Source organism: Pseudomonas sp. TZ252 (assembly GCF_056110345.1).
On the sequence record NZ_CM148566.1, the window covers coordinates 2,608,302 to 2,634,429 of the forward strand.

General features: G+C 66.4%; 30 protein-coding genes. 19 read left to right on the plus strand and 11 right to left on the minus strand.

The window, feature by feature from the left end; all coding sequences use genetic code 11:
* Window positions 1-38: 38 nt before the first annotated feature.
* Window positions 39-1,610 carry a SulP family inorganic anion transporter gene (locus tag ACYAF3_RS11985; protein ID WP_023119578.1) on the plus strand — a complete coding sequence of 524 codons (1,572 nt, stop codon included), beginning with the start codon at window positions 39-41 and terminating at the stop codon, window positions 1,608-1,610.
* Here ACYAF3_RS11985 and ACYAF3_RS11990 read toward each other — a convergent pair.
* Window positions 1,597-2,235 (minus strand): hypothetical protein, encoded by a 639-nt coding sequence (locus tag ACYAF3_RS11990; RefSeq protein WP_016254346.1) that lies wholly within the window; start codon window positions 2,233-2,235, stop codon window positions 1,597-1,599. The two genes, ACYAF3_RS11985 and ACYAF3_RS11990, sit on opposite strands and share 14 nt — an antisense overlap.
* A 371-nt stretch (window positions 2,236-2,606) precedes the next feature.
* On the opposite strand from ACYAF3_RS11990, the gene coxB reads away from it, so the two are divergent.
* Genes coxB through ACYAF3_RS12010 form a run of 4 tightly spaced genes read left to right on the plus strand, consistent with a single transcriptional unit; the run spans window position 2,607 to window position 6,796 of the window.
* Window positions 2,607-3,731, plus strand: coding sequence for a cytochrome c oxidase subunit II (gene coxB, locus ACYAF3_RS11995; RefSeq protein ID WP_003101203.1), 1,125 nt, complete (start codon window positions 2,607-2,609; stop codon window positions 3,729-3,731).
* 9 nt (window positions 3,732-3,740) lie between these two features.
* Window positions 3,741-5,333 carry a cytochrome c oxidase subunit I gene (ctaD, locus tag ACYAF3_RS12000; RefSeq protein ID WP_003083723.1) on the plus strand — a complete coding sequence of 531 codons (1,593 nt, stop codon included), beginning with the start codon at window positions 3,741-3,743 and terminating at the stop codon, window positions 5,331-5,333.
* Between the two features lie 10 nt (window positions 5,334-5,343).
* A complete protein-coding gene (locus tag ACYAF3_RS12005) occupies window positions 5,344-5,898 on the plus strand; it encodes a cytochrome c oxidase assembly protein (RefSeq protein ID WP_003083725.1) in 555 nt (184 codons plus the stop codon).
* Window positions 5,899-5,908: 10 nt separating this feature from the next.
* Complete coding sequence (locus tag ACYAF3_RS12010; protein WP_003083728.1) at window positions 5,909-6,796, plus strand: cytochrome c oxidase subunit 3; 888 nt, start codon at window positions 5,909-5,911, stop codon at window positions 6,794-6,796.
* Between the two features lie 15 nt (window positions 6,797-6,811).
* Here ACYAF3_RS12010 and ACYAF3_RS12015 read toward each other — a convergent pair whose 3' ends face one another.
* Complete coding sequence (locus ACYAF3_RS12015) at window positions 6,812-7,021, minus strand: twin transmembrane helix small protein (protein ID WP_003110653.1); 210 nt, start codon at window positions 7,019-7,021, stop codon at window positions 6,812-6,814.
* A gap of 15 nt (window positions 7,022-7,036) precedes the next feature.
* Between ACYAF3_RS12015 and ACYAF3_RS12020 the strand changes: the two genes are divergently transcribed.
* From ACYAF3_RS12020 to senC, 5 genes are all read left to right on the plus strand, one after another.
* Complete coding sequence (locus ACYAF3_RS12020) at window positions 7,037-7,831, plus strand: SURF1 family protein (RefSeq protein WP_016852320.1); 795 nt, start codon at window positions 7,037-7,039, stop codon at window positions 7,829-7,831.
* Complete coding sequence (locus ACYAF3_RS12025) at window positions 7,806-8,384, plus strand: hypothetical protein (RefSeq protein WP_016852321.1); 579 nt, start codon at window positions 7,806-7,808, stop codon at window positions 8,382-8,384. The genes ACYAF3_RS12020 and ACYAF3_RS12025 overlap by 26 nt, the downstream gene beginning before the upstream one ends.
* A 64-nt stretch (window positions 8,385-8,448) precedes the next feature.
* Entirely contained in the window at window positions 8,449-9,522 is a 1,074-nt protein-coding gene (locus tag ACYAF3_RS12030) for a COX15/CtaA family protein (protein WP_003121617.1), read from the plus strand.
* 25 nt (window positions 9,523-9,547) lie between these two features.
* A complete protein-coding gene (gene cyoE, locus ACYAF3_RS12035; RefSeq protein WP_003083746.1) occupies window positions 9,548-10,462 on the plus strand; it encodes a heme o synthase in 915 nt (304 codons plus the stop codon).
* A 25-nt stretch (window positions 10,463-10,487) separates the two neighbouring features.
* Window positions 10,488-11,123 carry a cytochrome c oxidase copper chaperone SenC gene (gene senC / locus ACYAF3_RS12040; RefSeq protein WP_003083748.1) on the plus strand — a complete coding sequence of 212 codons (636 nt, stop codon included), beginning with the start codon at window positions 10,488-10,490 and terminating at the stop codon, window positions 11,121-11,123.
* Between the two features lie 39 nt (window positions 11,124-11,162).
* On the opposite strand, the gene ACYAF3_RS12045 is transcribed toward senC, so the two are convergent.
* A complete protein-coding gene (locus tag ACYAF3_RS12045; protein ID WP_003083750.1) occupies window positions 11,163-11,615 on the minus strand; it encodes a GNAT family N-acetyltransferase in 453 nt (150 codons plus the stop codon).
* Between the two features lie 131 nt (window positions 11,616-11,746).
* On the opposite strand from ACYAF3_RS12045, the gene ACYAF3_RS12050 reads away from it, so the two are divergent.
* From ACYAF3_RS12050 to ACYAF3_RS12080, 7 genes are all read left to right on the plus strand, one after another.
* A complete protein-coding gene (locus tag ACYAF3_RS12050; protein ID WP_003083753.1) occupies window positions 11,747-12,220 on the plus strand; it encodes a winged helix-turn-helix transcriptional regulator in 474 nt (157 codons plus the stop codon).
* Between the two features lie 256 nt (window positions 12,221-12,476).
* Window positions 12,477-13,205, plus strand: coding sequence for an SDR family oxidoreductase (locus tag ACYAF3_RS12055; protein ID WP_003083755.1), 729 nt, complete (start codon window positions 12,477-12,479; stop codon window positions 13,203-13,205).
* 24 nt (window positions 13,206-13,229) lie between these two features.
* Window positions 13,230-13,817 carry a 2-hydroxychromene-2-carboxylate isomerase gene (locus ACYAF3_RS12060; protein ID WP_003119512.1) on the plus strand — a complete coding sequence of 196 codons (588 nt, stop codon included), beginning with the start codon at window positions 13,230-13,232 and terminating at the stop codon, window positions 13,815-13,817.
* 229 nt (window positions 13,818-14,046) lie between these two features.
* Window positions 14,047-15,396, plus strand: a complete 1,350-nt coding sequence (locus ACYAF3_RS12065) for a C4-dicarboxylate transporter DctA (RefSeq protein WP_003142411.1) — start codon at window positions 14,047-14,049, stop codon at window positions 15,394-15,396.
* A 48-nt stretch (window positions 15,397-15,444) separates the two neighbouring features.
* Window positions 15,445-16,131 carry a FadR/GntR family transcriptional regulator gene (locus ACYAF3_RS12070; protein ID WP_003083762.1) on the plus strand — a complete coding sequence of 229 codons (687 nt, stop codon included), beginning with the start codon at window positions 15,445-15,447 and terminating at the stop codon, window positions 16,129-16,131.
* A gap of 100 nt (window positions 16,132-16,231) precedes the next feature.
* A complete protein-coding gene (locus ACYAF3_RS12075) occupies window positions 16,232-16,966 on the plus strand; it encodes a GntR family transcriptional regulator (RefSeq protein WP_003117208.1) in 735 nt (244 codons plus the stop codon).
* A 179-nt stretch (window positions 16,967-17,145) separates the two neighbouring features.
* A complete protein-coding gene (locus tag ACYAF3_RS12080) occupies window positions 17,146-17,556 on the plus strand; it encodes an aegerolysin family protein (RefSeq protein WP_003101225.1) in 411 nt (136 codons plus the stop codon).
* A 31-nt stretch (window positions 17,557-17,587) separates the two neighbouring features.
* On the opposite strand, the gene ACYAF3_RS12085 is transcribed toward ACYAF3_RS12080, so the two are convergent.
* The 4 genes from ACYAF3_RS12085 to ACYAF3_RS12100 form a co-directional block, all read right to left on the minus strand.
* On the minus strand, window positions 17,588-18,496 hold the full coding sequence (locus ACYAF3_RS12085) for a LysR family transcriptional regulator (RefSeq protein ID WP_003083769.1): 909 nt from the start codon (window positions 18,494-18,496) through the stop codon (window positions 17,588-17,590).
* 299 nt (window positions 18,497-18,795) lie between these two features.
* A complete protein-coding gene (gene parE / locus ACYAF3_RS12090) occupies window positions 18,796-19,077 on the minus strand; it encodes a type II toxin-antitoxin system toxin ParE (RefSeq protein ID WP_003083773.1) in 282 nt (93 codons plus the stop codon).
* Window positions 19,074-19,301 carry a CopG family ribbon-helix-helix protein gene (locus tag ACYAF3_RS12095; RefSeq protein WP_003083775.1) on the minus strand — a complete coding sequence of 76 codons (228 nt, stop codon included), beginning with the start codon at window positions 19,299-19,301 and terminating at the stop codon, window positions 19,074-19,076. The genes parE and ACYAF3_RS12095 overlap by 4 nt, the downstream gene beginning before the upstream one ends.
* Before the next feature lie 175 nt (window positions 19,302-19,476).
* Entirely contained in the window at window positions 19,477-20,097 is a 621-nt protein-coding gene (locus ACYAF3_RS12100) for a hypothetical protein (RefSeq protein ID WP_023088714.1), read from the minus strand.
* 100 nt (window positions 20,098-20,197) lie between these two features.
* On the opposite strand from ACYAF3_RS12100, the gene ACYAF3_RS12105 reads away from it, so the two are divergent.
* Window positions 20,198-20,698, plus strand: coding sequence for an LEA/WHy family protein (locus ACYAF3_RS12105; RefSeq protein WP_003112629.1), 501 nt, complete (start codon window positions 20,198-20,200; stop codon window positions 20,696-20,698).
* Window positions 20,699-20,770: 72 nt separating this feature from the next.
* A complete protein-coding gene (locus tag ACYAF3_RS12110) occupies window positions 20,771-21,112 on the plus strand; it encodes a zinc ribbon domain-containing protein YjdM (RefSeq protein ID WP_003101229.1) in 342 nt (113 codons plus the stop codon).
* A gap of 76 nt (window positions 21,113-21,188) precedes the next feature.
* Here ACYAF3_RS12110 and gabP read toward each other — a convergent pair whose 3' ends face one another.
* The 4 genes from gabP to bauA form a co-directional block, all read right to left on the minus strand.
* Window positions 21,189-22,616 (minus strand): GABA permease, encoded by a 1,428-nt coding sequence (gabP, locus tag ACYAF3_RS12115; RefSeq protein WP_003083784.1) that lies wholly within the window; start codon window positions 22,614-22,616, stop codon window positions 21,189-21,191.
* 168 nt (window positions 22,617-22,784) lie between these two features.
* A complete protein-coding gene (locus ACYAF3_RS12120) occupies window positions 22,785-24,278 on the minus strand; it encodes a CoA-acylating methylmalonate-semialdehyde dehydrogenase (RefSeq protein WP_003083788.1) in 1,494 nt (497 codons plus the stop codon).
* A gap of 83 nt (window positions 24,279-24,361) precedes the next feature.
* Window positions 24,362-24,649, minus strand: coding sequence for a beta-alanine degradation protein BauB (gene bauB / locus ACYAF3_RS12125; RefSeq protein ID WP_003083790.1), 288 nt, complete (start codon window positions 24,647-24,649; stop codon window positions 24,362-24,364).
* Window positions 24,649-25,995, minus strand: a complete 1,347-nt coding sequence (bauA, locus tag ACYAF3_RS12130) for a beta-alanine--pyruvate aminotransferase (protein WP_003083801.1) — start codon at window positions 25,993-25,995, stop codon at window positions 24,649-24,651. The genes bauB and bauA overlap by 1 nt, the downstream gene beginning before the upstream one ends.
* Between the last annotated feature and the right edge of the window lie 133 nt (window positions 25,996-26,128).

The window sequence follows — 26,128 nt, forward strand, 5'->3', positions numbered from 1 at the left end:
TCCCTCGTCGTGGAAAAAATTCGCAGGAGAACTGTGCCATGCATGTTTCAAAGGTGTTTCCGTCCCTCCGGGACACGTTGCCGCGGGACCTGATGGCCTCCGTGGTGGTGTTCCTCGTCGCCCTGCCGCTGTGCATGGGCATCGCCATCGCCTCCGGGATGCCGCCGGCCAAGGGCCTGCTCACCGGCATCGTCGGTGGCCTGGTGGTCGGCTTCCTGGCCGGCTCGCCGCTACAGGTCAGCGGCCCGGCGGCCGGCCTCGCGGTGCTGGTCTTCGAACTGGTGCGTACCTACGGGGTGGCCATGCTCGGGCCGATCCTGCTGTTCGCCGGCGCCATCCAGCTGCTCGCCGGGCGGCTGCGCCTGGGCTGCTGGTTCCGGGTCACCTCGCCGGCGGTGGTATACGGGATGCTCGCCGGCATCGGCATCCTCATCGTCCTTTCGCAATTGCACGTGATGCTCGACCTGGCGCCCAAGGCGTCCGGCCTCGACAACCTGCTGGCATTCCCCCAGGCGGCGTTCGCCGCGCTCGGTTCGCTGGGCATGGACAGCGGCCTCGACGCGGCGCTGCTCGGGCTGGGCACCATCGCGGTGATGTGGGGCTGGGACAAGCTGCGTCCGCAACGCCTGCGCTTCCTACCCGGTGCGCTGCTCGGCGTGAGCCTGGCGACCCTGGCCAGCCTCTGGCTGGCGCTGGACGTGCGGCGGGTCGAGGTACCGGCCAACCTCGGCGAGGCCATCGACTGGCTACGCCCGGCCGACCTGCTGGCCCTGGCCGATCCCTCCCTGCTGCTGGCGGCGGTGGTGGTGGCCTTCATCGCCAGTGCGGAGACCCTGCTCTCGGCGGCGGCGGTGGATCGCCTGCACGACGGCCCGCGCTCGGACATGGATCGCGAGTTGTCCGCCCAGGGTGTCGGCAACATGCTCTGCGGCCTGCTCGGCGCGCTGCCGATGACCGGGGTGATCGTACGCAGCTCGGCCAACGTCAATGCCGGTGCGCGAACCCGCGCCTCGGCGATCTTTCACGGCCTCTGGTTGCTCGCCTTCGTCCTCCTGCTCGGCAGCCTGCTGCGGCAGATTCCGGTGGCGAGCCTGGCCGGGGTGCTGGTCTATACCGGGGTCAAGCTGGTCGATTTCAAGGCCCTCGGCAACCTCTCTCGCTACGGCCGGATGCCGATGCTGGTGTACGCGGCCACCGCCCTGGCCATCGTCTTCACCGACCTGCTGACCGGCGTGCTGGTGGGCTTCGCCCTGACCCTGCTGAAGCTGGTGCTGAAGGCGGCGCGGCTGAAGATCGCCCTGCGCTACACCGGCGAGCATGAAGCCGAGCTGCGCCTGAGCGGCGCCGCGACTTTCCTCAAGGTGCCGGCGCTGTCGCGGGTGCTCGACGAGGTCAAGCCGGGGACCACCCTGCACGTACCGATGGATAACCTCAGCTATGTCGACCATGCCTGCATGGAGCTGCTCGAGGACTGGGGGCGGATGGCACCGGTGCAGGGCTCGCGCCTGGTGATCGAACCGCGCGCCTTGAAGCGTCGCCTGGAAGGGCGCCTGCGCGGCAGCGTCGGGTTGGGCGGCGCGCGCAATGGCGGGGCGGTCAGCCCAGGCTGAGTTCCACCCCGAGCTGCTTCGACAGGCACGGCCACTGCTGCCAGGCGGCGACCACCCGCGGGTTCTTCAGGTTCTCGCGGTAGGCGCGGGCCGAGTCGGCGTCGAAGGTGGTGGCGTCGAGCATGTTCTCCACCGCATGGTGGACGGCTTCGTCCAGCCGGTTGGCGAACGGCTCGCCGATCAACTGGTGGGCCACCAGGTTGGCCACGGTGGTGTCCAGCGGGATCAGCGCCTGGCCGAAGTGGGCGATGTAGCGGTCGTTCACTTCTTCCACCAGGCGGTGCGCCAGGTAGGCCTCATCGAGCAGGGCGTCGAGGCCGTCGTGGCCGGCGAGCAACGCCGGCGGGGTGAGGAAGAACTGCTCGGCGACCTTCAGCACCGGCTTGATCCGTTCCTCGATGCCGGCTTCGCGGGCCACGCTGTTGGCGGCGTCGAGCAGGTCCGGTACCTGTTCGACGTAGGCGTGGACGAAGCGGGTGAGTATGTCTTCCGTGTTCTCGCCTTGCGGCTGGATGGTGCGATGCAGGCGGGGCAGGCAGCTGGCTATCAGATCAGCCAGGTGACCGTGGCGGGCTTCGCTGAGGTGCGCCTGCTGGATGAGTTCACGGAGGGCAGCGGTGTTCATGGGGTCTCCCATACAACGGGGATGGTGAAGAAGAGGAGAAACATAGCCGGCGGCGCGCGCCGGCTAAGACGCGATTGTCATAATCGCTTCGTGGTTATGCGAGGATGATATATCAGGCGGCCACCATTCGCCTGCAAAGCCACGCCGCTCGCGGCTTTTAGAGAAGAATCGGCACTTTCCAGCGACGTTTTTACGCTGCGTTGTTATGTCGCAGCCGCTGTCTATACTCCCACTCGAATGCTGAACCTGATGAACCCGGCCTGCCTTGCTGTGTGCCGAGGTGCGACGGTCAAAGTTCGTTGTCTTGGCGGTCCACCCCTTGGCCGTTGGCGTCTGCCGGCGGGATAAAAACAACGATAAGGGGAACCCGAATGCTGCGACATCCACGAGTCTGGATGGGCTTCCTTTTGCTCTCGGCGATCAGCCAGGCGAATGCCGCCTGGACGGTCAACATGGCCCCGGGCGCTACCGAGGTGAGCCGGTCCGTCTTCGACCTGCACATGACCATCTTCTGGATCTGCGTGGTGATCGGCGTGCTGGTCTTCGGCGCGATGTTCTGGTCGATGATCGTCCACCGCCGCTCCACCGGCCAGCAGCCGGCGCATTTCCACGAGAGCACCACGGTGGAAATCCTCTGGACGGTGGTGCCGTTCGTGATCCTGGTGGTGATGGCGGTGCCCGCCACCCGCACCCTGATCCACATCTACGACACTTCCGAGCCGGAGCTGGACGTGCAGGTCACCGGCTACCAGTGGAAGTGGCAGTACAAGTACCTGGGCCAGGACGTCGAGTACTTCAGCAACCTGGCCACCCCGCAGGACCAGATCCACAACCGGCAGGCGAAGGACGAGCATTACCTGCTGGAGGTGGACGAGCCGCTGGTGCTGCCGGTGGGCACCAAGGTGCGCTTCCTGATCACCTCCAGCGACGTGATCCATTCCTGGTGGGTGCCGGCCTTCGCGGTCAAGCGCGACGCCATCCCCGGCTTCGTCAACGAGGCCTGGACCAAGGTCGACGAGCCCGGCATCTACCGCGGCCAGTGCGCCGAGCTGTGCGGCAAGGACCACGGCTTCATGCCGATCGTGGTCGACGTCAAGCCCAAGGCCGAGTTCGACCAGTGGCTGGCCAAGCGCAAGGAAGAGGCGGCGAAAGTCAAGGAACTGACCAGCAAGGAGTGGACCAAGGAAGAACTGGTCGCGCGCGGCGACAAGGTCTACCACACCATCTGCGCCGCCTGCCACCAGGCCGAAGGCCAGGGCATGCCGCCGATGTTCCCGGCGCTGAAGGGCTCGAAGATCGTCACCGGGCCCAAGGAGCACCACCTGGAAGTGGTCTTCAACGGCGTGCCCGGCACCGCCATGGCGGCCTTCGGCAAGCAGCTCAACGAGGTCGACCTGGCCGCGGTGATCACCTACGAGCGCAACGCCTGGGGCAACGACGATGGCGACATGGTCACCCCGAAAGACGTCGTCGCCTACAAGCAGAAACAACAATAGGAGACCGCCATGAGTGCTGTGATCGATACGCCCGACCACCATGCCGGCGACCACCACCACGGACCGGCCAAGGGCCTGATGCGCTGGGTGCTGACGACCAACCACAAGGACATCGGCACCCTCTACCTGTGGTTCAGCTTCATGATGTTCCTGCTCGGCGGCTCGATGGCCATGGTGATCCGCGCCGAGCTGTTCCAGCCCGGCCTGCAGATCGTCGAGCCGGCGTTCTTCAACCAGATGACCACCATGCACGGCCTGATCATGGTCTTCGGCGCGGTGATGCCGGCCTTCGTCGGCCTGGCCAACTGGATGATCCCGCTGATGATCGGCGCGCCGGACATGGCCCTGCCGCGGATGAACAACTTCAGCTTCTGGCTGCTGCCGGCGGCCTTCGGCCTGCTGGTCAGCACCCTGTTCATGCCCGGCGGCGGTCCCAACTTCGGCTGGACCTTCTACGCGCCGCTGTCGACCACCTTCGCCCCGCACAGCGTGACCTTCTTCATCTTCGCCATCCACCTGGCCGGGATCAGCTCGATCATGGGCGCGATCAACGTGATCGCCACCATCCTCAACCTGCGCGCCCCGGGCATGACCCTGATGAAGATGCCGCTGTTCGTCTGGACCTGGCTGATCACCGCGTTCCTGTTGATCGCGGTGATGCCGGTGCTGGCCGGCGTGGTGACCATGATGCTGATGGACATCCACTTCGGCACCAGCTTCTTCAGCGCCGCCGGCGGCGGCGACCCGGTGCTGTTCCAGCACGTGTTCTGGTTCTTCGGCCACCCCGAGGTGTACATCATGATCCTGCCCGCCTTCGGTGCGGTCAGTGCGATCATCCCGACCTTCGCGCGCAAGCCGCTGTTCGGCTACACCTCGATGGTCTACGCCACCGCCAGCATCGCCTTCCTCTCCTTCGTGGTCTGGGCGCACCACATGTTCGTGGTCGGCATCCCGGTCACCGGCGAGCTGTTCTTCATGTACGCCACCATGCTGATCGCGGTGCCCACCGGGGTGAAGGTGTTCAACTGGGTGACCACCATGTGGGAGGGTTCGCTGACCTTCGAGACGCCGATGCTGTTCGCCGTGGCCTTCGTCATCCTGTTCACCATCGGCGGCTTCTCCGGACTGATGCTGGCGATCGCCCCGGCGGACTTCCAATACCACGACACCTACTTCGTGGTCGCCCACTTCCACTACGTGCTGGTGCCCGGCGCGATCTTCGGCATCTTCGCCTCGGCCTACTACTGGCTGCCGAAGTGGACCGGCCACATGTACGACGAGACCCTCGGCAAGCTGCACTTCTGGATGAGCTTCATCGGCATGAACCTGGCGTTCTTCCCGATGCACTTCGTCGGCCTCGCCGGCATGCCGCGACGGATCCCCGACTACAACCTGCAGTTCGCCGACTTCAACATGGTTTCGTCGATCGGCGCCTTCATGTTCGGCACCACCCAGCTGCTGTTCCTGTTCATCGTCATCAAGTGCATCCGCGGCGGCAAGCCGGCCCCTGCCAAGCCCTGGGACGGCGCCGAGGGCCTGGAGTGGAGCATCCCTTCGCCGGCGCCCTACCACACCTTCAGCACCCCGCCCGAGGTCAAGTGAGGAGCGCGCCATGAGCGATGCCAAGGTCGATACCCGCCGCCTGGTCGGCCGCCTGCTGCTGGTGACCGTGCTGATGTTCGCCTTCGGCTTCGCCCTGGTGCCGCTCTACGACGTGATGTGCCGCGCCCTGGGGATCAACGGCAAGACCGCCGGCAGCGCCTACAGCGGCGAACAGCAGGTGGATGTCGGGCGCGAGGTGAAGGTGCAGTTCATGACCTCGAACAATATCGACATGGTCTGGGAGTTCCGCTCCGCCGGCGACCAGTTGGTGGTGCATCCCGGCGCGGTGAACCAGATGGTGTTCTACGCGCGCAACCCGAGCGACAAGCCAATGACCGCGCAGGCCATCCCGAGCATCGCCCCGGCCGAGGCCGCCGCCTACTTCCACAAGACCGAATGCTTCTGTTTCACCCAGCAGGTGCTGCAACCCGGCGAGAGCATCGAGATGCCGGTGCGCTTCATCGTCGACCGCGATCTGCCCAAGGATGTGCGGCACGTGACGCTGGCCTACACCCTCTTCGATATCACTGCGCGGAAGCCGCCCGTACCGGTTGCGGGACGATAAGGAGAACAACATGGCAAGCCACGAACACTATTACGTCCCCGCCCAGAGCAAGTGGCCGATCATCGCCAGCATCGGCCTGCTGGTGACGGTGTTCGGCCTGGGTACCTGGTTCAACGACCTCACCGCCGGCCACAAGGAATCCCATGGCCCGTGGATCTTCTTCGTCGGCGGGCTGATCATCGCCTACATGCTGTTCGGCTGGTTCGGCAACGTCATCCGCGAGAGTCGCGCCGGACTCTACAGCGCGCAGATGGACCGCTCGTTCCGCTGGGGCATGAGCTGGTTCATCTTCTCCGAGGTGATGTTCTTCGCCGCCTTCTTCGGCGCGCTGTTCTACGTCCGCCACTTCGCCGGTCCCTGGCTCGGCGGCGAGGGTGCCAAGGGCGTGGCGCACATGCTCTGGCCGAACTTCCAGTACAGCTGGCCGCTGCTGCAGACCCCGGACCCGAAGCTGTTCCCGCCGCCGAGCGCGGTGATCGAGCCGTGGAAGCTGCCGCTGATCAACACCATCCTGCTGGTCACCTCCAGCTTCACCGTGACCTTCGCCCACCACGCCCTGAAGAAGAACAAGCGCGGCCCGCTCAAGGCCTGGCTGGCGTTGACCGTGCTGCTGGGGATCGCCTTCCTGATCCTGCAGGCCGAGGAGTACGTGCACGCCTACAACGAGCTGGGCCTGACCCTCGGCGCCGGTATCTACGGCTCGACCTTCTTCATGCTCACCGGCTTCCACGGCGCCCACGTGACCCTCGGCGCGCTGATCCTCAGCATCATGCTGATCCGCATCCTGCGCGGTCACTTCGATGCCGAGCACCACTTCGGCTTCGAGGCCGCCAGTTGGTACTGGCACTTCGTCGATGTGGTCTGGATCGGCCTGTTCATCTTCGTCTACGTGATCTGACCGCCACCGGGGGAATCAGAAATGCCAGGGCGCGTGGCTGTTCAGCTCGCCGCTGTAGAAGCCCCAGGCGACCAGCGCCAGGGTCGCCGCGGCGAGCACCACGCGGACGGTCAGCGAATTGACCACGCGGGAACCATGGCCCTGGTCCTTGACCAGGAAGAACAGGCCGCTGAACAGGCTCACCAGGGTAGCCAGCAGTAGCAGGACGATCGCCACTTTCAACATGGTGGGACTCCGGCGATGGGGGGATTCATGCAGTATAGCCAGCGCCTCGGGGAGGCCGGACGCAATGACAGACGCAGCATGCGTGGCGCGTTCCGCCCCGGCCTGCTGCCGACCCTGGTGGTCCTCGGCCTGCTGCCGGTGCTGCTCTGGCTGGGCACCTGGCAGTTGCAGCGGGCCGACGAGAAGCGCGCCCTGCTGGCCAGCTACGAGGCCCGGCGCGGCGCCGAGCCGGTGTCGCCCGGACAGCTAGAGGGGCTGCGCGACCCGGCGTACGTCCGCGTGCGCCTGCACGGCCGCTTCGACGAGCGGCATACGCTGCTGCTGGATAACCGGCTGCGCAACGGGCAGGCCGGGGTCGAGGTGCTGCAACCCTTCTACGACCAGGCCAGCGGCCTCTGGCTGCTGGTCAACCGCGGCTGGGTCGCATGGACTGACCGACGCTCGCCGCCGGCGCTGGAAACCCCCGACCGCGTCCTCCTGCTCGATGCCTTGACCTACCTGCCGCCACCCGGCGGCCTGCACCTGGCCGACGCGCCGGCCGGCGGCTGGCCGCGCCTGGTGACCCAGCTCGACATCCCGGCGCTGTGGCAGGCCTTCGGTCGCGCCGGGCTGCCCTGGGAAATCCGCCTGGAACCGGGCGACGCCAGCTTCGACACCGACTGGCCCCTGGTCTCGATGCCGCCGGAGCGGCACACCGGCTACGCCGTGCAGTGGTTCGCCCTGGCGACGGCCCTGCTCGCCCTCTACCTCTACCTCGGTGTGCGCCGCGCACGGGAGAAAAACCATGAGTCTCGCGATTCCGATGCCTGAACGTCCGCGCCGCGCCCGTGGCCGCCTGCAACTGCTGGCGATCATCGGCTTGGTGGTGGGGCCGATGCTGCTCGCCAGCGCCATGTACAAATGGAATTTCTGGGTTCCGCAGGGGCGCAGCTACAGCGGCGCGCTGATCGGCAATGGCCAGACCCCCGCCGACCTCGGCGTGCAGGGACGCAGCCAGGGCGAGCAGTGGCAACTGCTGGTGACCGCGCCGAGTACTTGCGGCGAGGACTGCCAGCAACTGGTCTACCTGGCCCGCCAGGTCAACATCGCCCTCGGCCGCGAAGCCTCGCGCGCCGGCCACGCCCTGGCCGCCAGTGGCGAGCTGCCGGCGGACTTCGCCAACCTGGTGAGGCAGGACTACCCGCGCCTGCAGCGCTACGGCCTGGACCCGGCCCTGTACGACAAGGCCGGCGGCGGCGAGCGGCCGCTGCTGTGGGTGGTCGACCCGCACGGCAACCTGGTGCTGCGCTACGACGCCAAGGCCAACGGCAAGAAGCTGCTGAAGGACGTGCAACTGCTGCTCAAGCTCTCGCATATCGGTTGATCGGCGTGGCCGGCGCGGTTCCCGGCCCGATGAGGACAGAACGACAAGAAAAAGGGGCCCGCGAATGACAGGCGCAACCCGCAAACCCGGTTTCACCGTCGCCGTGCTGGCGACCCTGCTGGCCGCCGTGGTGGTCCTGCTCGGCGCTTATACCCGGCTGACCCACGCCGGCCTCGGCTGTCCGGACTGGCCAGGCTGCTACGGTTTCGTCCACGTGCCGCTGAGCGAGGCGCAACTGGCCCACGCCGAACTGCACTTCCCCGACGCCCCGGTGGAGGCACAGAAGGGCTGGAATGAGATGATCCACCGCTATTTCGCCGGCGCCCTCGGCCTGCTCATCCTTGGCCTGGCGTTGCATGCGCTGGTCCGCCGCGGGCGCGACGGCCAACCGCTGAAGCTGCCGCTGCTGCTGCTCGCGGTGGTGATCGCGCAGGCCGCCTTCGGCATGTGGACGGTGACCCTCAAGCTCTGGCCGCAGGTGGTCACCGCCCATCTGCTCGGCGGCTTCACCACCCTGGCGCTGCTCTTTCTCCTCGCCCTGCGCCTCTCCGGACGCTTCGCGGCGCGGCGCTACCCGGCGGCGACCCGCGGACTGGCGGGGCTGGCCCTGCTCCTGGTGATCGGCCAGATCACCCTCGGCGGCTGGGTCAGCAGCAACTATGCGGCGGTGGCCTGCATCGACCTGCCCACCTGCCATGGCGAGTGGTGGCCGCGGATGGACTTCGCCAACGGCTTCCACCTGACCCAGCACATCGGCCCCAACTACCTCGGCGGCCAGCTCGACAGCGACGCGCGCACGGCGATCCACATGACCCACCGGATCGGAGCGCTGTGCGTGACCCTGGTCCTCCTGCTGCTCGCCTGGCGCCTGCAGCGCAGCGGCCTGGTCTGGCCGACCGCGCTGATGCTGCTCGGCCTGTCGCTGCAGATCGGCCTGGGCATCAGCAACGTGCTGCTGCACCTGCCGCTGCCGGTGGCGGTGGCGCACAACGGCGGTGGCGCCCTGCTGCTGCTCAGCCTGGTGCTGGTCAACTATCGCCTGCGCGCGCCGGCCAGCGTCCGCGCGCCGGCACCGTCGCCGCAGCGCGTGCGCCGCACGCTGCCGCCGGCGCAAGGTTCGCGGCTGAAGGCCGCCTGACAGACAGAAGGATGGAGGTAAGGATATGGCCACCGTCATCGATCGCCACAGCCAGCCGACCTGGCGCGACTTCCTCGAACTGACCAAGCCCAAGGTCGTGGTGCTGATGCTGATCACCTCGCTGATCGGCATGCTGCTCGCCACCAAGGCGCCGCTGGATGGCTTCGTGCCCTGGCAGGTGCTGATCTTCGGCAACCTCGGCATCGGCCTTTGTGCCGGCGCGGCGGCGGCGGTCAACCATGTGGTGGACCGGCGCATCGACTCGATCATGGCGCGGACCCACAAGCGGCCGCTGGCCGAGGGTCGGGTGTCGCCGAGCATGGCGCTGGGCTTCGCGCTGCTCCTGGCGCTGGCCGGGATGGCCGTGCTGCTGGCCTTCACCAACCCGCTGACGGCCTGGCTGACCCTCGCCTCGCTGCTCGGCTACGCGGCGCTCTACACCGGCTTCCTGAAGCGCGCCACGCCGCAGAACATCGTCATCGGCGGGCTCGCCGGGGCGGCGCCGCCGCTGCTCGGCTGGGTCGCCATCACCGGCCACCTGAGCGCCGAGCCGCTGTTGCTGGTATTGATCATCTTCGCCTGGACCCCACCGCACTTCTGGGCGCTATGCATCCACCGCAAGGACGAATACGCCAAGGCCGACATCCCGATGCTGCCGGTGACCCACGGCGAGCGCTACACCAAGCTGCACATCCTGCTCTATACCCTGGTGCTGTTCGCGGTGAGCCTGATGCCGTTCGTCATCCACATGAGTGGGCTGGTCTACCTGCTCTGCGCCCTGGCCCTGGGCGCGCGCTTCCTCGACTGGGCCTGGGCGCTCTACTGTGACAGCCGGCCACATGCGGCGATAAAGACCTTCAAGTACTCTATCGTCTACCTGTTCCTGCTGTTCATGGCGCTGCTGGTGGACCACTATCTGCCGCTGAAGCTGCTTCTCTGATCCCACTCTAGAGCCTTGCCCACCCATGACTCGAGTCAACAAGACCGTCCTCGTCCTCGTCGCCCTGGTCGCCCTGGTCCTCGGCCTCACCGTGCACAAGGTGCTCACCGCCCAGCGCCAGGCCGATCCCACCGTGCTGCTCGACGCCGGCATCGTGATCCTGCCGCAGACGCGCAAGGTGCCGGCGCTGGAGTTCACCAACCAGGACGGCCAGGCGGTCAGCACTGCCAGTCTCAAGGGTCGCTGGCACCTGCTGTTCTTCGGCTACACCTTCTGCCCCGATGTCTGCCCGACCACCCTCGCCCAGCTCCGCGAATTGCAGGGCAAGCTGCCGCAGGAGGTGCGCGACGACCTGCAGGTGGTATTCGTCAGCGTCGATCCGAACCGCGACACGCCGCAGCAGATCAAGCAATACCTGGGCTACTTCAACGCCGGCTTCCAGGGGCTCACCGGCACTCCGGAGAACATCCAGAAGCTGGCCAACGCCATGAGCATCCCCTACATCCCCGCCGACACCAGCAAGCCCAACTACACCGTCGACCACAGCGGCAACCTGGTGATCATCGGCCCGGACGGCGAGCAGCACGGCTTCATCCGCGCGCCGCTGAACAACGCCAAGCTGGAAGCCCAACTGCCCGGCGTGCTCAAGCCGCAGGCCTGATTCCCTTTCCTTCCTCCACCGTCCGCGGCGTTCCGGGCCTCAGGCCCGGCGCATGCCGATGTGCGGGATGTCGTCTTCCAGGTAGACCTCGGTGACCGCGACGAAGCCATAGCGGCCGTAGTAGGCCTGCAGGTGGGCCTGGGCCGAGAGGTACACCGGGGTATCCAGCCAGAGGCGCTCCGCCGCCTGCAGCGCGCGTTCCATCAACTGGTGACCAAGCCCCTGGCCGCGCGCGGCCGAGGAACTGACCACCCGGCCGATCACCACCTGGCCCTCGTGGCGAACCGGGTCCAGCAGGCGCAGGTAGGCGAGCAACTGGCCGTCGCGCCAGGCCATCAGGTGATGGGTATCGCCGACCAGGTCGAGGCCGTCGACTTCCTGGTAGGGGCATTTCTGTTCCACCACGAAGACCTCGGTGCGCAATTGCAGCAGCGCGTAGAGTTCCTTCAGGGTGAGGTCGGCGTGGTGCTTGCAGGTCCAGTCGAGCGACATGGTCGGGATTCCGGGACAGGAGACAGGAACGCGGTTATGCCATGGGCGGCGGGCCGCTGGAAAGGCGTGGCCGGTCGGTTTCGTTTCAGAACCCACGCGACTATCCTTTGCCGAACGGCTGGAGGTGTCTCATGCGTTGGGAAGAACTGAGCGAACAACCCTGTTCGCTGGCGCGGGTGCTGGCGATCCTCGGCGATCGCTGGACCCTGCTGGTATTGCGCGACTGCTTTCTCGGCGTGCGCCGTTTCGACGACTTCGAGCGCAGCCTCGGCGTGACCCGTCACGTCCTCGCCGACCGCCTCAAGCGCCTTGTCGAAGCGGAGATACTGGCCAAGGTGCCCTACCAGGAAAGGCCGCTGCGCGAGGAATACCGGCTTACCGAGAAAGGGATGGAACTGTACCCGGCCATCCTTTCCCTGGTGAACTGGGGCGACCGCCACCTCGCCGGCGTCGAGGGGCCGCCACTCGAGCATGTGCACAAGCATTGCGGCCAGCACATGCATGGCGTGCTGGTCTGTTCCGAATGCGGTGAGCCGCTGCACGCGCGGGACGTGACGGTACGCGAGGGGCTGTTCTGGAAGGGGCGCCTGCTGCGGCGCGGCTGAGCGTTCCAGGCCTGGCCGCCGACGCGAATCGGCGGATAAACGCCGATGGCGTTACGGCAGGAAGGACGCTGTCGTACCAGGCTCCGCCGACCGGTCCCCTCTCTTCAGGGAGAGGACGTGCCGGGCAGGCCGGGACAGGCAGAGTAATTGGTGCGCGGATATCACTCGAGCCCTTGCCAGTTGACAAGTTCCTTTTAAGAACTAACTATCGTCTCTATTGGGTTCTAAAAAAGAACTAACAAGAGAGGCCTCTGCAATGACCCAGCGCAAAGCGGTTCTGGTAATGGGCGCCGGCGACGCCACCGGTGGCGCCATCGCCCGGCGGTTCGCCCGCGAGGGCTACGTGGCGTGCGTCGCCCGGCGCAACGCGGAGAAGCTGGAGCCGCTGGTGCAGGCCATCCGCGACCAAGGCGGCGAGGCCCTGGCCTGCGGCTGCGACGCACGCCAGGAGCAGCAGGTGATCGACCTCTTCGCCCGCATCGAGGGTGAGGTCGGTGCGCTGGAGGCGGTGATCTTCAACGTCGGCGCCAACGTCTGGTTCCCGATCACCGAAACCACCGAACGGGTCTATCGCAAGGTCTGGGAGATGGCCGCCTTCGGCGGCTTCCTCACCGGCCGCGAGGCGGCGCGGGTGATGCTGCCGCGGCAGCGCGGAACGATCATCTTCACTGGCGCCACCGCCTCGTTGCGCGGCCGCGCGCATTTCGCCGCGTTCTCCGGCGCCAAGTTCGCCCTGCGTGCCCTGGCCCAAAGCATGGCGCGCGAGCTGGGGCCGAAGGGCATCCACGTCGCCCACCCGATCATCGACGGCGCCATCGACACCGACTTCATCCGCGAAACCCTGCCCGAGCTGTACAAGCGCAAGGAGCAGGACGGCATCCTCGATCCCGAGCACATCGCCGAGACCTACTGGCAGATCCACTGCCAGCCGCGCGACTGCTGGGTGCACGAACTGGACCTGCGCCCCTGGATGGAAACCTTCTGATCCCCGCCACGGAAAGAGCCACGCATGAGCAAGCAAATCGAGTTCTTCTTCGACTTCGGCAGTCCCACCACCTACCTCGCCTGGACCCAACTGCCGCGCATCGCCGCCGCCCATGGCGCGAGCATCGCCTGGCGGCCGATGCTGCTGGGCGGCGTGTTCAAGGCCACCGGCAACCATTCGCCGATCGAGGTGCCGGCCAAGGGGCGCTACACCCTCCACGACCTGGCGCGCTATGCGAAACGCTACGGCGTGCCGCTGGCCTTCAACCCGGCCTTCCCGATCAACACCCTGACGCTGATGCGCGGCGCCCAGGGCTATCTCGGCGGCGAAGGGTTCCAGCCCTACCTGAAAGCGGTGTTCGAAGCGTTGTGGGTACGACAGCAGAACCTCGGCAAGCCCGAGGTGGTCGCCCAGGTGCTGGCGGAGGCTGGGTTCGATCCGGATGAGTTCCTCCGCCTGGTTGGCGACGAGCAGGTCAAGGAGGGGCTCAAGGCGACCACCGAAGAGGCGGTGCGGCGCGGCGTCTTCGGCGCGCCCAGCTTCTTCGTCGGCGACCAGTTGTTCTTCGGCCAGGATCGCCTCGATTTCGTCGCCGAGGCCCTCGCCGGCTGACCTCCCCTTCCCCGCGGCGAGCCGCTCTGGCCCGCCGCCTTGCGCCATCCGAGCGCCCTCCTCCCGGCTGCGGCCCGCGCGTGCCGTGGTTCCTGGCCATTCGTCGCGCCCGCCGATAGCGGCTTGTCAGGCTGACTTCTTTGCGTATAGGCTGAACTGGTCAGACCGGTAATACCACAATAAAAATGCGTTCATCGCCCGCCTCCGCGAGGCCCGATGGAAGCGCCGAATGGAGACTCCTGCGATGTTCATCAAGCGCTGTTCCCGCTCGATATTCCTGCAAGTCGTGATTGGCCTGGTGATAGGCGTGATCTGCGGGGTCGGCATTCCCGACCTGGCCGTGCAGATGAAGCCGCTGGGCGATGGCTTCATCAAGCTGATCAAGATGCTCATCGCACTGATCGTCTTCTGCGTGGTGGTCAACGGCATCTCCGGCGCCGGCGACCTGAAGAAGGTCGGCCGCATCGGCCTGAAGTCGGTGATCTACTTCGAAATCCTCACCACCATCGCCCTGGTCCTCGGCCTGGTGGTCGCCTACAGCCTGGGCCTGGGCAGCGGCGCCAACATCCATCTCAACGAACTGCCCGCCGGCGACGTCGCCCTGTATACCGGGCGCACCCAGGAGATCCACGGCCCCGTGGCATTCCTCATGGGCCTGATCCCGACCTCTGTGTTCAGCGCCTTCGCCGAGAACGACATCCTCCAGGTCCTGCTGTTCTCCGTGCTGTTCGGCAGCGCCCTGAACCTGGTCGGCGAGCAGGCCAGCGGCGTGGCCCGCCTGATCAACGAATTCAGCCACATCGTGTTCCGCATCATGGGCATGATCGTGCGCCTGGCACCGCTCGGCGTGTTCGGCGCGGTGGCCTTCACCACCGCCCGCTACGGCGTCGACTCGCTCAGCCACCTGGGCGCGCTGGTGCTGGTGTTCTACGCCACCTGCCTGGTCTTCGTCATGGCGGTGCTCGGTAGCGTCCTGCGTCTCTCCGGGGTGCGCATGCTGCCGTTCCTGCGCTACTTCCGCGAAGAGCTGCTGATCGTGATGGGCACCGCCTCCTCCGACGCGGTGCTGCCGCAGGTGATGCGCAAGCTCGAGCACATGGGCATCCGCAGCTCCACGGTAGGCCTGGTGATTCCCACCGGCTACTCGTTCAACCTCGACGGATTCTCGATCTACCTGACCCTGGCGGTGGTGTTCATCGCCCACGTCACCGGCACGCCGCTGGCGATGACCGACCTGATCACCATCCTGCTGGTTTCGCTGGTCACCTCCAAGGGCGCCCACGGCATTCCCGGCTCGGCTCTGGTGATCCTCGCCGCCACCCTCACCGCGGTGCCGGCGATCCCGGTGGCCGGCCTGGTGCTGGTGCTTTCGGTGGACTGGTTCATGGGCATCGGCCGCGCGCTGACCAACCTGATCGGCAACTGCGTGGCCACCGTGACCATCGCCCGCTGGGAAAACGACATCGATATGCCGCGCGCGCAGGCCATACTCGACGGGCGCCTGGAGGCGCCGGCCAAGGCCGACGGCGAGCCGCTCAAGCGCAGCGCGGTGGCCGGGGAAGGCAAGCTGCATGGCTGACGCGCCGAGGCGCGTTGCACGTCCGATTGGCAAGTAAAGGGAGGCGACATGTTTTCTTCGTCCAAGCTGGTCAACGCGGTTGCCCAGCGCCTGCTCGACACCATCGAGCAGGGTCGCTGGGTCGCCGGCCAGATGTTGCCCGGCCAGCGCGAGCTGGCTGAGCAGATGGAAATCAGCCGGCCGAGCCTGCGCGAGGCGATCATGGTCCTGGAGACCCTGGGCGTGGTCCGTTCGCTGCCGGGCAAGGGCGTGATGGTCCTCGAACGCAGCGAACCGCTGCGCGAGGTCGCGGCGCCCGGCGAGGCGACCATGGAAGACGTCCTGCAACTGCGCTATGCGCTGGAGCCGTTCATCGTCGGCATCGTCGCGCAGAGCGCCGGGGCGGCGGAGATCAGCGAACTGCGGCTGTTGCTGCTGGACCTGCGCGAAGCGGTCGAGGATGGCGACCCGCAGGCTCTGGTTGAGGCCTACACGGCCTTCCACCGGCGCCTGGTGAAGCTCACCTCGAACCCGATCTTCCTCAGCGTTTCCGAACAGATCGGCAGCGCCCTGGAACGCAGCGACAACCTGGTGCGCCGCCAGCCGGAATACGCCGAGGAGATCCTCCAGGAACACGACGCCATCCTCCGTGCGATCCGCCAGCACGACAGCGAGCGGGCGAGCCAGGCGATGCGCCAGCACATCCTCAACGAAGGCGCGCGCCTGAACATCGACCTGCGCTTGCCGCAGGTCTGATCGCCCGCGCCAGGGTTCCAACCCGGGACCGTCGCGGCGCCCGGACGGCTTTCGTCCGCCGCCTGCGAAGGCCCACAAGCACGACTCGACAGGTGTGAACATGGTCGGATTCGAAGCACGTACCCAGCAGGGCGCCGCGCTGCGCCCCACCAGCCATTTCGTCTACGAAAGCATCTACACGGCAATCCTGGAAAAGCGCCTGGCGCCGGCCGCCAAGCTGAGCAAGGAAACCCTCGGGCAGATCTTCCGGGTCAGCAACGGCACCATCCAGCGTGCCCTCACCCGTCTCGCCGAGGACGGCGCGGTGGTGATGCCGCCGAAGGAGGTCGCCAGCGTCGCCCGCCCGGACGAGCGCCAGGCGCGGCAGGTGCTGGACGCGCGCCTGCTGGTGGAAAGCGAAGTGGTGCGGCAACTGCCCGCGGGGCTGGATCCCGCCGCCCTTGCCGAGCTACGGGCGCTGGTCGACGAGGAGCAGGCTTGCCTCGCGGCCCGCGACAGCGCCGGGCTGATCCGTCTCGCCGGGCGCTTCCACCTGCGCCTGGCCGAACTGACCGAGAATCCCTTGCTGCAGGGTTTCGTCCGTGGCCTGGTGGCACGCGCCTCGCTGGACATCGCGCTGAACAAGGGGGCGGTCTATACCGCCGAGGCCTGCGCCGCGCAGCGCGCCCTGCTCGATGCCCTGGAGGACGGCGACAGCGCGGCGGCGGCTGCGCTGATGGACGCTTACCTGCGAGGCCTGTTCGCCCGCATGCGCTTCCTGCCGCCACCCACCACCGACCTGCGCGAGGCATTCGGCATGAAGGCCCCTCGCGGGGAAAAACGCCGGAGGGCCTGACCTCCCCGGCCGCCGCCTACCAGATCTGGCAGGCGGTGGTGGCTGGTGGCCAGCCTATAGTGAAGCGGGTCAGGGATGGCGCCGTGCTGGTCGAAGTAGCCAAGGGTCCGTTGTGAGCGCCCGGTCCTGTCCGTGACGTCCTACAGGAAGCTGTGAACGCATGGTTAACGGAGATCGACATGGCATACGCAGAATGGATCGCAGTGAAGGTCGTGGTATCCAAATCCATCGGCACGGTGGGCATCCGCAACGCCACCTTGCAATGGGGCAAGTTCTACCGCTACACCAACAAGGACGACGAGATTTCCACCGAGGAAGTCAGCAGCATGAACGTGCAGGCCGGCAGCCCGCAATGGATCGCCTCCTGCGGACGGGAGAACGCTTCGTCCGGCACCCAGGGCAGCTTCGACTGCTACGACGGCAACACCAAGATGGGCACCTTCAGCTGGGATGACCCGTGGAAATCCGGCGCCACCAACACCTGGAGCTTCACGCCGGCATCGGCGGACTATGCCGGCATCACCAGCGGCGGCAACGCTACGGGCACGGACATCGGCGAGGTCACCCTGACCCTCGGCCGCTTCTCCTGACGGTACCTGGAGCTGGCCGGCAGTCCGTCGGTCAGCTCCAGCGCTCATCCCCGTCCGTGGCGAACGCTCGCCGCAGCGCCTCGATGGCGACCTTCACCTTGGCCGGCTGGGCCTCGCGCCGTGGCGTCACCGCATAGATGCCGAGCCCGGGAATCCTCCACTCCGGCAATAGCTGTTGCAGGCGCCCGTCGTTCAGCGCGTCGCGCACCTCCGGCAGCGGCTGGTAGGACACGCCGAGTCCGTCGAGGGTGAACTGACGCACCGCGAGCATCCCGTTGGCGGCCACCCGTGGCTCCAGGCGCAGTTTGCAGACTTCCCCGCCCGGCCCGCTGAGCGTCAGGTGGTTGAGGTGGTTCGAGGTGTTCAGGGAAATCCAGTCGACCTCGGTCAACTGCTCCGGACGGTTGATGGGCGCCCGTTGGCGCAAATAGGCCGGCGCCGCGCAGAGCACGCTGCTCCAATCGCCGAGGTGGCGCGCCACCAGGCTGGAGTCGGCGAGATTGCCGACGCGTATCGCCAGGTCGATGCGCTCGGCGACCAGATCGATGCGCTCGTCCTGGAAGAACAGCTGCAGGCGCAACTGGCGGTGGTTCTCCAGCAACGGTTTCAGCGCCTGGGTGATCAGCGTGCCGGAGAACCCCACCGGCGCCGCCAGGCGCAACTCACCCACCGGCGCATCGCGCCATTCGCCAAGCCGCCGCTCGGCTTCCTCGGCGATCGCCAGCATCTGCGCGCAACTGCGATAGAACGCCTCGCCGGCCTCGGTCAGGGTCAGCCGGCGGGTGGTGCGATGCAGCAAAGTGACCTGGGCGCGGCTCTCCAGCTTGCGGATCTGCTGGCTGACTGCCGAAGGGGTCATGCCCAGGCTCTGGGCCGCGGCTGCCATCGAGCCCTTGTCCACCACAGTGGCGAAGATCGCCATGCCTTTCAGCGAATCCATGCCGGTTCCTCCTTGCGGGAGACTGCGCCTGGGGAAAAATCACCGGAAAAAGCGCGAGAAAGCATGCCCAGCGGGCGAGGTCGTCGAGTTACGGAAAAATACGGACGCGTATGGGAGCGAAGCATGAGTCACCCAAAGAACTAATCAGGTCGCAGTGGTCGCATGTTGGTCGCTCTCATTGGTCAGGTCGAAAAATGTCCATTTTTTGTGAGTTATGGATGTTTTGTCCGAAGTAAGCTACTCAGTACAAGTCAAGGGAAATATTCATTTTGAAACATCTTGTAACCGTGTGACCACTTTCAGGGGGTAATTTCGACCCTGTCGATGCGCAAAATCTGGATTTCCTTGCCTTTAACCCGAAACGGGGCGCTGAACGGCCAGCGCTCCAGGGTCAGGGTGCGTACGCCTGGCACCTCGCTGGGCCGCCCTGCCCCCTGGTTGGCTACCTGCTGCAGCGGTTTCACCTGCTCGACGATGTCCTGAACGGCTTTCAGAGCTTTTTCCGGGCCGATCAGCACGACGTAATGGTCGTAGATGGCGTCCAGGTCGGCGGCCGCCTTGCGGGTCCACTTCAGGCTCATTGCAGCCCCCAGCGCTTCTCGATCTCGGTGTGTTCCAGCAGGCGACCGGCATTGGCATCGGCCAAGCCTTCATCGATGGCAGCGACCTGCCACTGCTGCCTTTCCAGGTACTGCGCGAGCGCCTGCCGCAGGTGGTAGGGGCGGTCGCGGTGGGTGGCGCGGGCCAGTTCGTCGAGGGCCGCGACCAGGGCGTCATCGGCGCGGAACGAGACTACGGTGCTCATTTTCTGATCAGCTTCGTTTTCGATGTATACGGTGTTTACAGTGAAAACGAATGTATACGAAAGCTTTCGGGCGAGCAATCGCCCGGCTGTTTCGTCCGTCGAAAAAACCTTTATCGATCAGTGGGTTGAATGAGGAGCCCGCCCCGAGCGGGGCGGGCGGAAGGGCGGCGTGGGATTACCAGGCCTGGTTGAAGTGGAAGCCCTGCCTGGGCGAGAAGCGGGTGTTGACGAGCTTGTAGCCTTCCTCGCCGCGTGGCTTGACCAGCGAGACCTGGCCGACCTGCGGTTGGGTGATCTGTTGCAGGGTGGTCAGGCTGGCCAGCTTGAGCACCTCGGGGTTCTTCGCCCAGTCCTTCACTTCGCGTGGCTTGACCTCGACGGTGACCAACCAGCCCTTTTCCACGGCCGGGCCGTAGTCGTCGGGCTTGGCGGGGTCCACCGAACGGACGCTGACGTCGAAGCCGCTGCTGTAGCAGAAGGCCTTCGACTCGGGCTTGTAGTCCTCGCGGCCGGCGGGCGTGAGGTCGTAGGAATCGCCGTCGCGGCGCAGCAGGCCGACGCCGACCAGCGCGTCGTAGACCGCGGCGTTGCCTTTCGCCGGGCCGGGGCCGGAGAAGCTGTCGGAGAGCGTCACCGGGAACGTCTTGAACAGGGTGGAGCTGGCGCAGGCGGGTTTGTCGAAGCCGCGCTCGGCGAGCAGGCGGGCGATCTCCTCGCTGGACGGAGCGGAGTCCGAGCAGGCGGCGAGGAACAGTGGGAGGGCGGCGACGAGGCCGCGCAGAACGCGTGTAGGCATGGGCATGTCCTTTGTCCATTGGCGCAGCCGGATCGGCTGCGCGGCGAATTCTAGCGGCTGTGGCACCATGGGCGCACATTCGACCCAAGGAGGAGAACCCATGCGCCTGCCTGCGAACCTCGGCCGCCTGCTGCCGGCCCTGTGCCTGGGCGTCCTGTTGAGCGCCTGCAGCACCTTCGGCCAGCGCGATCCGTTGCGTATCGACCTGGTCGGCCTGGAACCCCTGCCGGGGCAAGGCATGGAAATGCGCTTCATGGTCAAGCTGCGGGTACAGAACCCCAACGACGAGCCGATCGAATACAACGGCATCGCCCTCGACCTCGACGTCAACGGCCAGCCCCTGGCCAGCGGCGTCAGCGACCAGACCGGCGAGGTGCCGCGCTTCGGCGAGCGGGTGGTGAGCGTGCCGCTGACCGTCTCCGCCTTTTCCGCCTTCCGCCAGGCCTGGGGCCTGAGCAACAACGCTCCGACCCAGGGCATGCCCTACGTGGTGAAGGGCAAGCTCGCCGGAGGCCTGTTCGGCACCGTGCGCTTCAGCGAAAAGGGCACCCTCGACTTCTCCGGGCCGGCCGTCGGCGCGCCGAAGACCAAGGGGCTCTGAGGCGGTTCGGCAGGGGAGCGAGAAACCCTATATAATCTGCGGTTTTCGTCCCCCTGCTGAAGAGAGAATGCCGTGAGCACGCTGCCGCCCTGTCCCCAATGCAACTCCGAATACACCTACGAGGATGGTGCGCTGCTGGTCTGCCCGGAGTGCGCCCATGAATGGTCGCCGAACGAGGCCGCTACGGCGTCCGATGATGGCAAGGTGATCAAGGATTCGGTGGGCAACGTTCTCCAGGACGGCGATACCATCACCGTGATCAAGGACCTGAAAGTGAAAGGCTCCTCGCTGGTGGTGAAGGTCGGCACCAAGGTGAAGAACATCCGCCTGGTGGACGGCGACCACGACATCGATTGCAAGATCGACGGCATTGGCGCGATGAAGCTGAAATCGGAATTCGTCAGGAAGGTCTGACCTTGCCTGAAGAAGCCCGGCCATTGGCCGGGCTTTTCTTTGGAGGGCTGTCTGGGTTATTCCCCCGGTGGTGGACTCAGACCCGCGCCGTCTTCCCGGCGTAGTCCTCGCCGAGGCGCGGCTTGCGTCGCGCGTTGAGCAGCCCGAGGCAGACGGTGAAGATCGTCAGCAGAGCGGTGGCGAACACCTCGTGACGGTGCTCCGGCATGATCAGCATGATGCTCAGCGCGGCGACGATGAACAGGATCACCGCCCAGGTCAGCCAGGGATATAGCCACATGCGGAACTCGATGGGCTGGCCGCTGGCCTGCAATTGCTTGCGCATGCGCAACTGGGCCACGGCGATCACCAGGTACACCAGTAGCGCCACGGCGCCGGAGCTGGCGAGGAGGAAGGTGAAGACCTTCTCCGGTGCGAAGTAGTTGACGATGGTGGTGAGGAAGCCCACCGCGGTGCTGGCCAGCACCGCCGGGCGTGGTACGTGGGCGGTGTTGGTCAGCTTGAGCACGCTCGGGGCGTCGCCGCGCTTGGCCAGGGAGAAGACCATCCGCGACGAGGTGTAGATCGCCGAGTTCAGGCAACTGGCCACGGCGACCAGTACCACCAGGTCGACGATCAGCTTGGCGTGCGGGATGTCCAGCAGCTCCAGGGCGCGCTGGTAGGAGCCGACCTGGATCAGCAGCGGGTCGTTCCACGGCACGATGGAGATCACGATGAAGATCGACACCAGGTAGAACAGGCCGATCCGCCAGATCACCGAGTTGGTGGCGCGGGTGATCTGCTTCGCCGGGTCCTTGGACTCGGCGGCGGCGATGGTGACGATCTCGGTGCCCATGAAGCTGAACATGGTCGTCAGCAGGGCGCCGAGCACCGCGCCGTAGCCGTTCGGCACGAAGCCGCCGTGGCTCGCCATCAGGCTGGACAGGCCGCTGACCTCACGCTCCGGCAGGCCGCCGACGATGGCCACCGCGCCGAGCACGATGAAGGCGATGATGGCGATCACCTTGAGCAGCGCGAACCAGAACTCGAACTCGCCGTAGCGGGCCACGCTGAAGAGGTTGGTGACGGTGAGCAGGAAGGTCACCGCGAGGGCGAAGATCCAGGTGTCGATGGCCGGGAACCAGGCGTTGAGGATGGCCGCGGCGGCGATCGCTTCGAGTGGGATCACCAGCACCCAGAACCACCAGTAGAGCCAGCCGATGGTGAAACCGGCCCAGCGGCCGATGGAGCGGTCGGCGTAGGTGGAGAAGGAACCGGTATCGGGGGAGGCGACCGCCATTTCGCCGAGCATGCGCATGACCAGCACCACCAGGGTGCCGGCGATCAGGTAGGCGAGCAGGGCGGCCGGGCCGGCGGCGGCGATGGCATGGCCGGAGCCGACGAACAGGCCGGCGCCGATCACCCCGGCGATCGACAGCATGGTGACGTGGCGTTGTTTCAGGCCGGGCGCGAGCGAGGCGTTGCGCTTGTTCGGCAGTTGTGAAGCCAGTACGACTTTGGACATCGTTGAGACCCTTTAATTGTTCTTGGGCAAGGTCTGGGCCGCCTTGTGGGCGACGCCATGGGTGCGGCCGTGGGTGAGGTTTCACGGCGGTGGAACGTTGCGGACTCCTGATTGCAGAAAAAGAAAAAAGGCATGGTCGTTACCGACCATGCCTGTCGTCGTCAGCCTTCAGAGGCTGGGGAAGGCGAATTGCGAGGCCTCGTGGCTGGCCCGCTGCGGCCAGCGCTGGGTGATGGCCTTGCGCCGGGTGTAGAAGCGCACGCCGTCCGGGCCGTAGGCGTGGAGGTCGCCGAACAGCGAGCGCTTCCAGCCGCCGAAGCTGTGGTAGGCCACCGGCACCGGCAGCGGGACGTTGACGCCGACCATGCCGACCTCGATCTCGTCGCAGAACAGGCGTGCGGCCTCGCCGTCGCGGGTGAAGATGCAGGTGCCGTTGCCGTATTCGTGGTCGTTGATCAACTGCATGGCCTCTTCCAGGCTGTTGACGCGAACCACGCACAGCACCGGGCCGAAGATCTCTTCCTTGTAGATGGTCATTTCCGGGGTCACCCGGTCGAACAGGCTGCCGCCGAGGAAGAAGCCGTTCTCGTGGCCGGCGACCTGGTAGCCGCGGCCGTCCACCACCAGCTCCGCGCCCTGGGCCACGCCGCTGTCGATGTAGCCGGTGACCTTGGCCTGCGCGGCGGCAGTGACCAGCGGGCCCATGTCGAGGCCGCAGGAAGTGCCGGCGCCGATCTTCAGCGCCTTGATCTGCGGAACCAGCTTGGCGATCAGCGCGTCGGCCACCTGGTCGCCGACGCATACCGCCACCGAGATCGCCATGCAGCGCTCGCCGCAGGAGCCGTAGGCGGCACCCATCAACGCGCTGACGGCGTTGTCGAGGTCGGCGTCGGGCATCAGCACCGCATGGTTCTTCGCGCCGCCCAGGGCCTGCACGCGCTTGCCGCGCTTGGTGCCCTCGGCATAGATGTATTCGGCGATGGGGGTCGAGCCGACGAAGCTGATGGCCTTCACTTCCGGCGCCTGGAGTAGGCCGTCCACGGCTTCCTTGTCGCCGTGCACCACGTTCAGCACGCCCTTCGGCAGGCCGGCTTCGTGGAACAGCTCGGCGATCAGCAGGGTGGAGCTGGGGTCGCGCTCGGAGGGCTTGAGGATGAAGGTGTTGCCGCAGGCGATGGCCAGCGGGTACATCCACAGCGGCACCATCGCCGGGAAGTTGAACGGGGTGATCCCGGCGACCACGCCGATCGGCTGGAAGTCGCTCCAGGCGTCGATGTTCGGGCCGACGTTGCGGCTGTACTCGCCCTTGAGGATTTCCGGGGCGGCGCAGGCGTACTCGACGTTCTCGATGCCGCGCTTGAGTTCGCCGGCGGCGTCTTCCAGGGTCTTGCCGTGCTCTTCGCTGATCAGCTTGGAAATCCGCGCCTCGTTCTGCTCCAGCAGTTGCTTGAAGCGGTACAGCACCTGTGCACGCTTGGCCGGCGGGGTGTTGCGCCAGGCCGGGAAAGCGGCCTTGGCGGCATCGATGGCTTTCTGCAGGGTCTTGCCGTCGGCCAGCGGGACCTTGTGGATGGCTTCGCCGGTGGAGGGGTTGAAGACGTCGGCGCTGCGGCCGTTGTCGGCGACCATTTCGCCGTTGATCAGGTGGTGGAGGGTGCCCATCTTGTCTTGTTCTCTCTTCGCTAGGGGTGACGAAAGGGCCGTGGCCCTTTCCCTTTACCCGCTCCCTGGGGAGCGGGTGCGGATTACTTGATCTCGGTCTCGACGAAGACCACTTCGTGTGCGCTGGCGTTGATCACGTTGTGCTCGACGCCGGCCTTGCGGAAGTAGGCCTGTCCGGCGACCAGCGGCGCGTGGCGGTCGCCCTCGGGGGTTTCCAGCAGCAGCGTGCCGTCGGTCAGCGGTACCACCACATAGTCGTGGCCGTGGCGGTGGCGCCCGGTTTCCGCGCCGGGGGCGAAGCGCCATTCGGTCACGATCACCTCGGCGTTGTCCACCTGCACGGTGGGTACGGCTTGCGGGCGGCCGCTCATCAGGCGATGCCGTTGAGCGCTTCGCCGACCGCGTCGAACAGGCGGTCCAGCTCTTCCGGCCTGGCGTTGAAGGTCGGGCCGAATTGCAGGGTATCGCCGCCGAAGCGCACGTAGAAACCCTGTTGCCAGAGCTTCATGCCGGCCTCGAACGGACGTACGGTCGGATCGCCGTCGCGCGGGGCGATCTGGATCGCGCCGGCCAGGCCGCAGTTGCGGATGTCGATGACGTTCTTCGCGCCTTGCAGGCCGTGCAGGCCCTTCTCGAAGTGCGGCGCCAGCTCGGCGGACTGCTGCACCAGGTTGTCCCTGGCCAGGATGTCCAGCGCGGCGAGGCCGGCGGCGCAGGCGACCGGGTGCGCGGAGTAGGTGTAGCCGTGGCTGAACTCCACCGCGTGCTCGGGCAGCGCCTGGTTCATGAAGGTGTCGTAGATCTCGCTGCTGGCGATCACCGCGCCCATCGGCACGGCGCCGTTGGTGACCTGCTTGGCGACGTTCATCAGGTCCGGGGTGACGCCGAAGTACTCGGCGCCGCTGTAGGTGCCCAGGCGGCCGAAGGCGGTGATCACCTCGTCGAAGATCAGCAGGATGTTGTGCTGGTCGCAGATCTCGCGCAGGCGCTGCAGGTAGCCGACCGGCGGTACCAGTACGCCGGCGGAGCCGGACATCGGCTCGACGATCACCGCGGCGATGTTCGAGGCGTCGTGCAGTTCGATCAGCTTGAGCAGCTCGTTGGCCAGCTCGACGCCGCCGGTCTGGGCCATCCCGCGGGTGAACGCCATGCCCGGTTGAAGGGTGTGCGGCAGATGGTCGACGTCCATCAGCTGGCCGAACATCTTGCGGTTGCCACCGATCCCGCCGAGGCTGGTGCCGGCGACGTTGACCCCGTGGTAGCCGCGGGCGCGGCCGATCAGCTTGGTCTTCTGCGGCTGGCCTTTCAGGCGCCAGTAGGCGCGGGCCATCTTGATCGAGGTGTCGGCGCACTCGGAGCCGGAACCGGTGAAGAACACGTGGTTCAGTTCGCCTGGCAGCAACCCGGCGATCTTCTCGGCCAACTGGAAGGACAGCGGATGGCCGTACTGGAAGCCCGGCGAGTAGTCGAGGGTGCCGAGCTGGCGAGCCACCGCCTCCTGGATTTCCTTGCGCGAGTGGCCGGCGCCGCAGGTCCACAGGCCGGACAGGCTGTCGTAGACCTTGCGGCCCTTGTCGTCGGTCAGCCAGCTGCCTTCGGCGGCGACGATGATCCGCGGGTCCTTCTGGAAGTTGCGGTTGGCGGAGAAGGGCATCCAGTGGGCGCGCAGGTTGAGTTCGCTGGAAACCGGCGGGGCCACGTTGAGCGGCTGGTTCATCGTTCGATCCTCGGGCTTTCTTGTTGGAAGGTTCCGCGCACGCGGCGGCGGAGCGTTGGATCAAGCTTGGCCCTGACGAAAGGTTAGATAAAGCTTATTCTTCTCACGTTTAGTTTCGACTGGGTAAAACAAT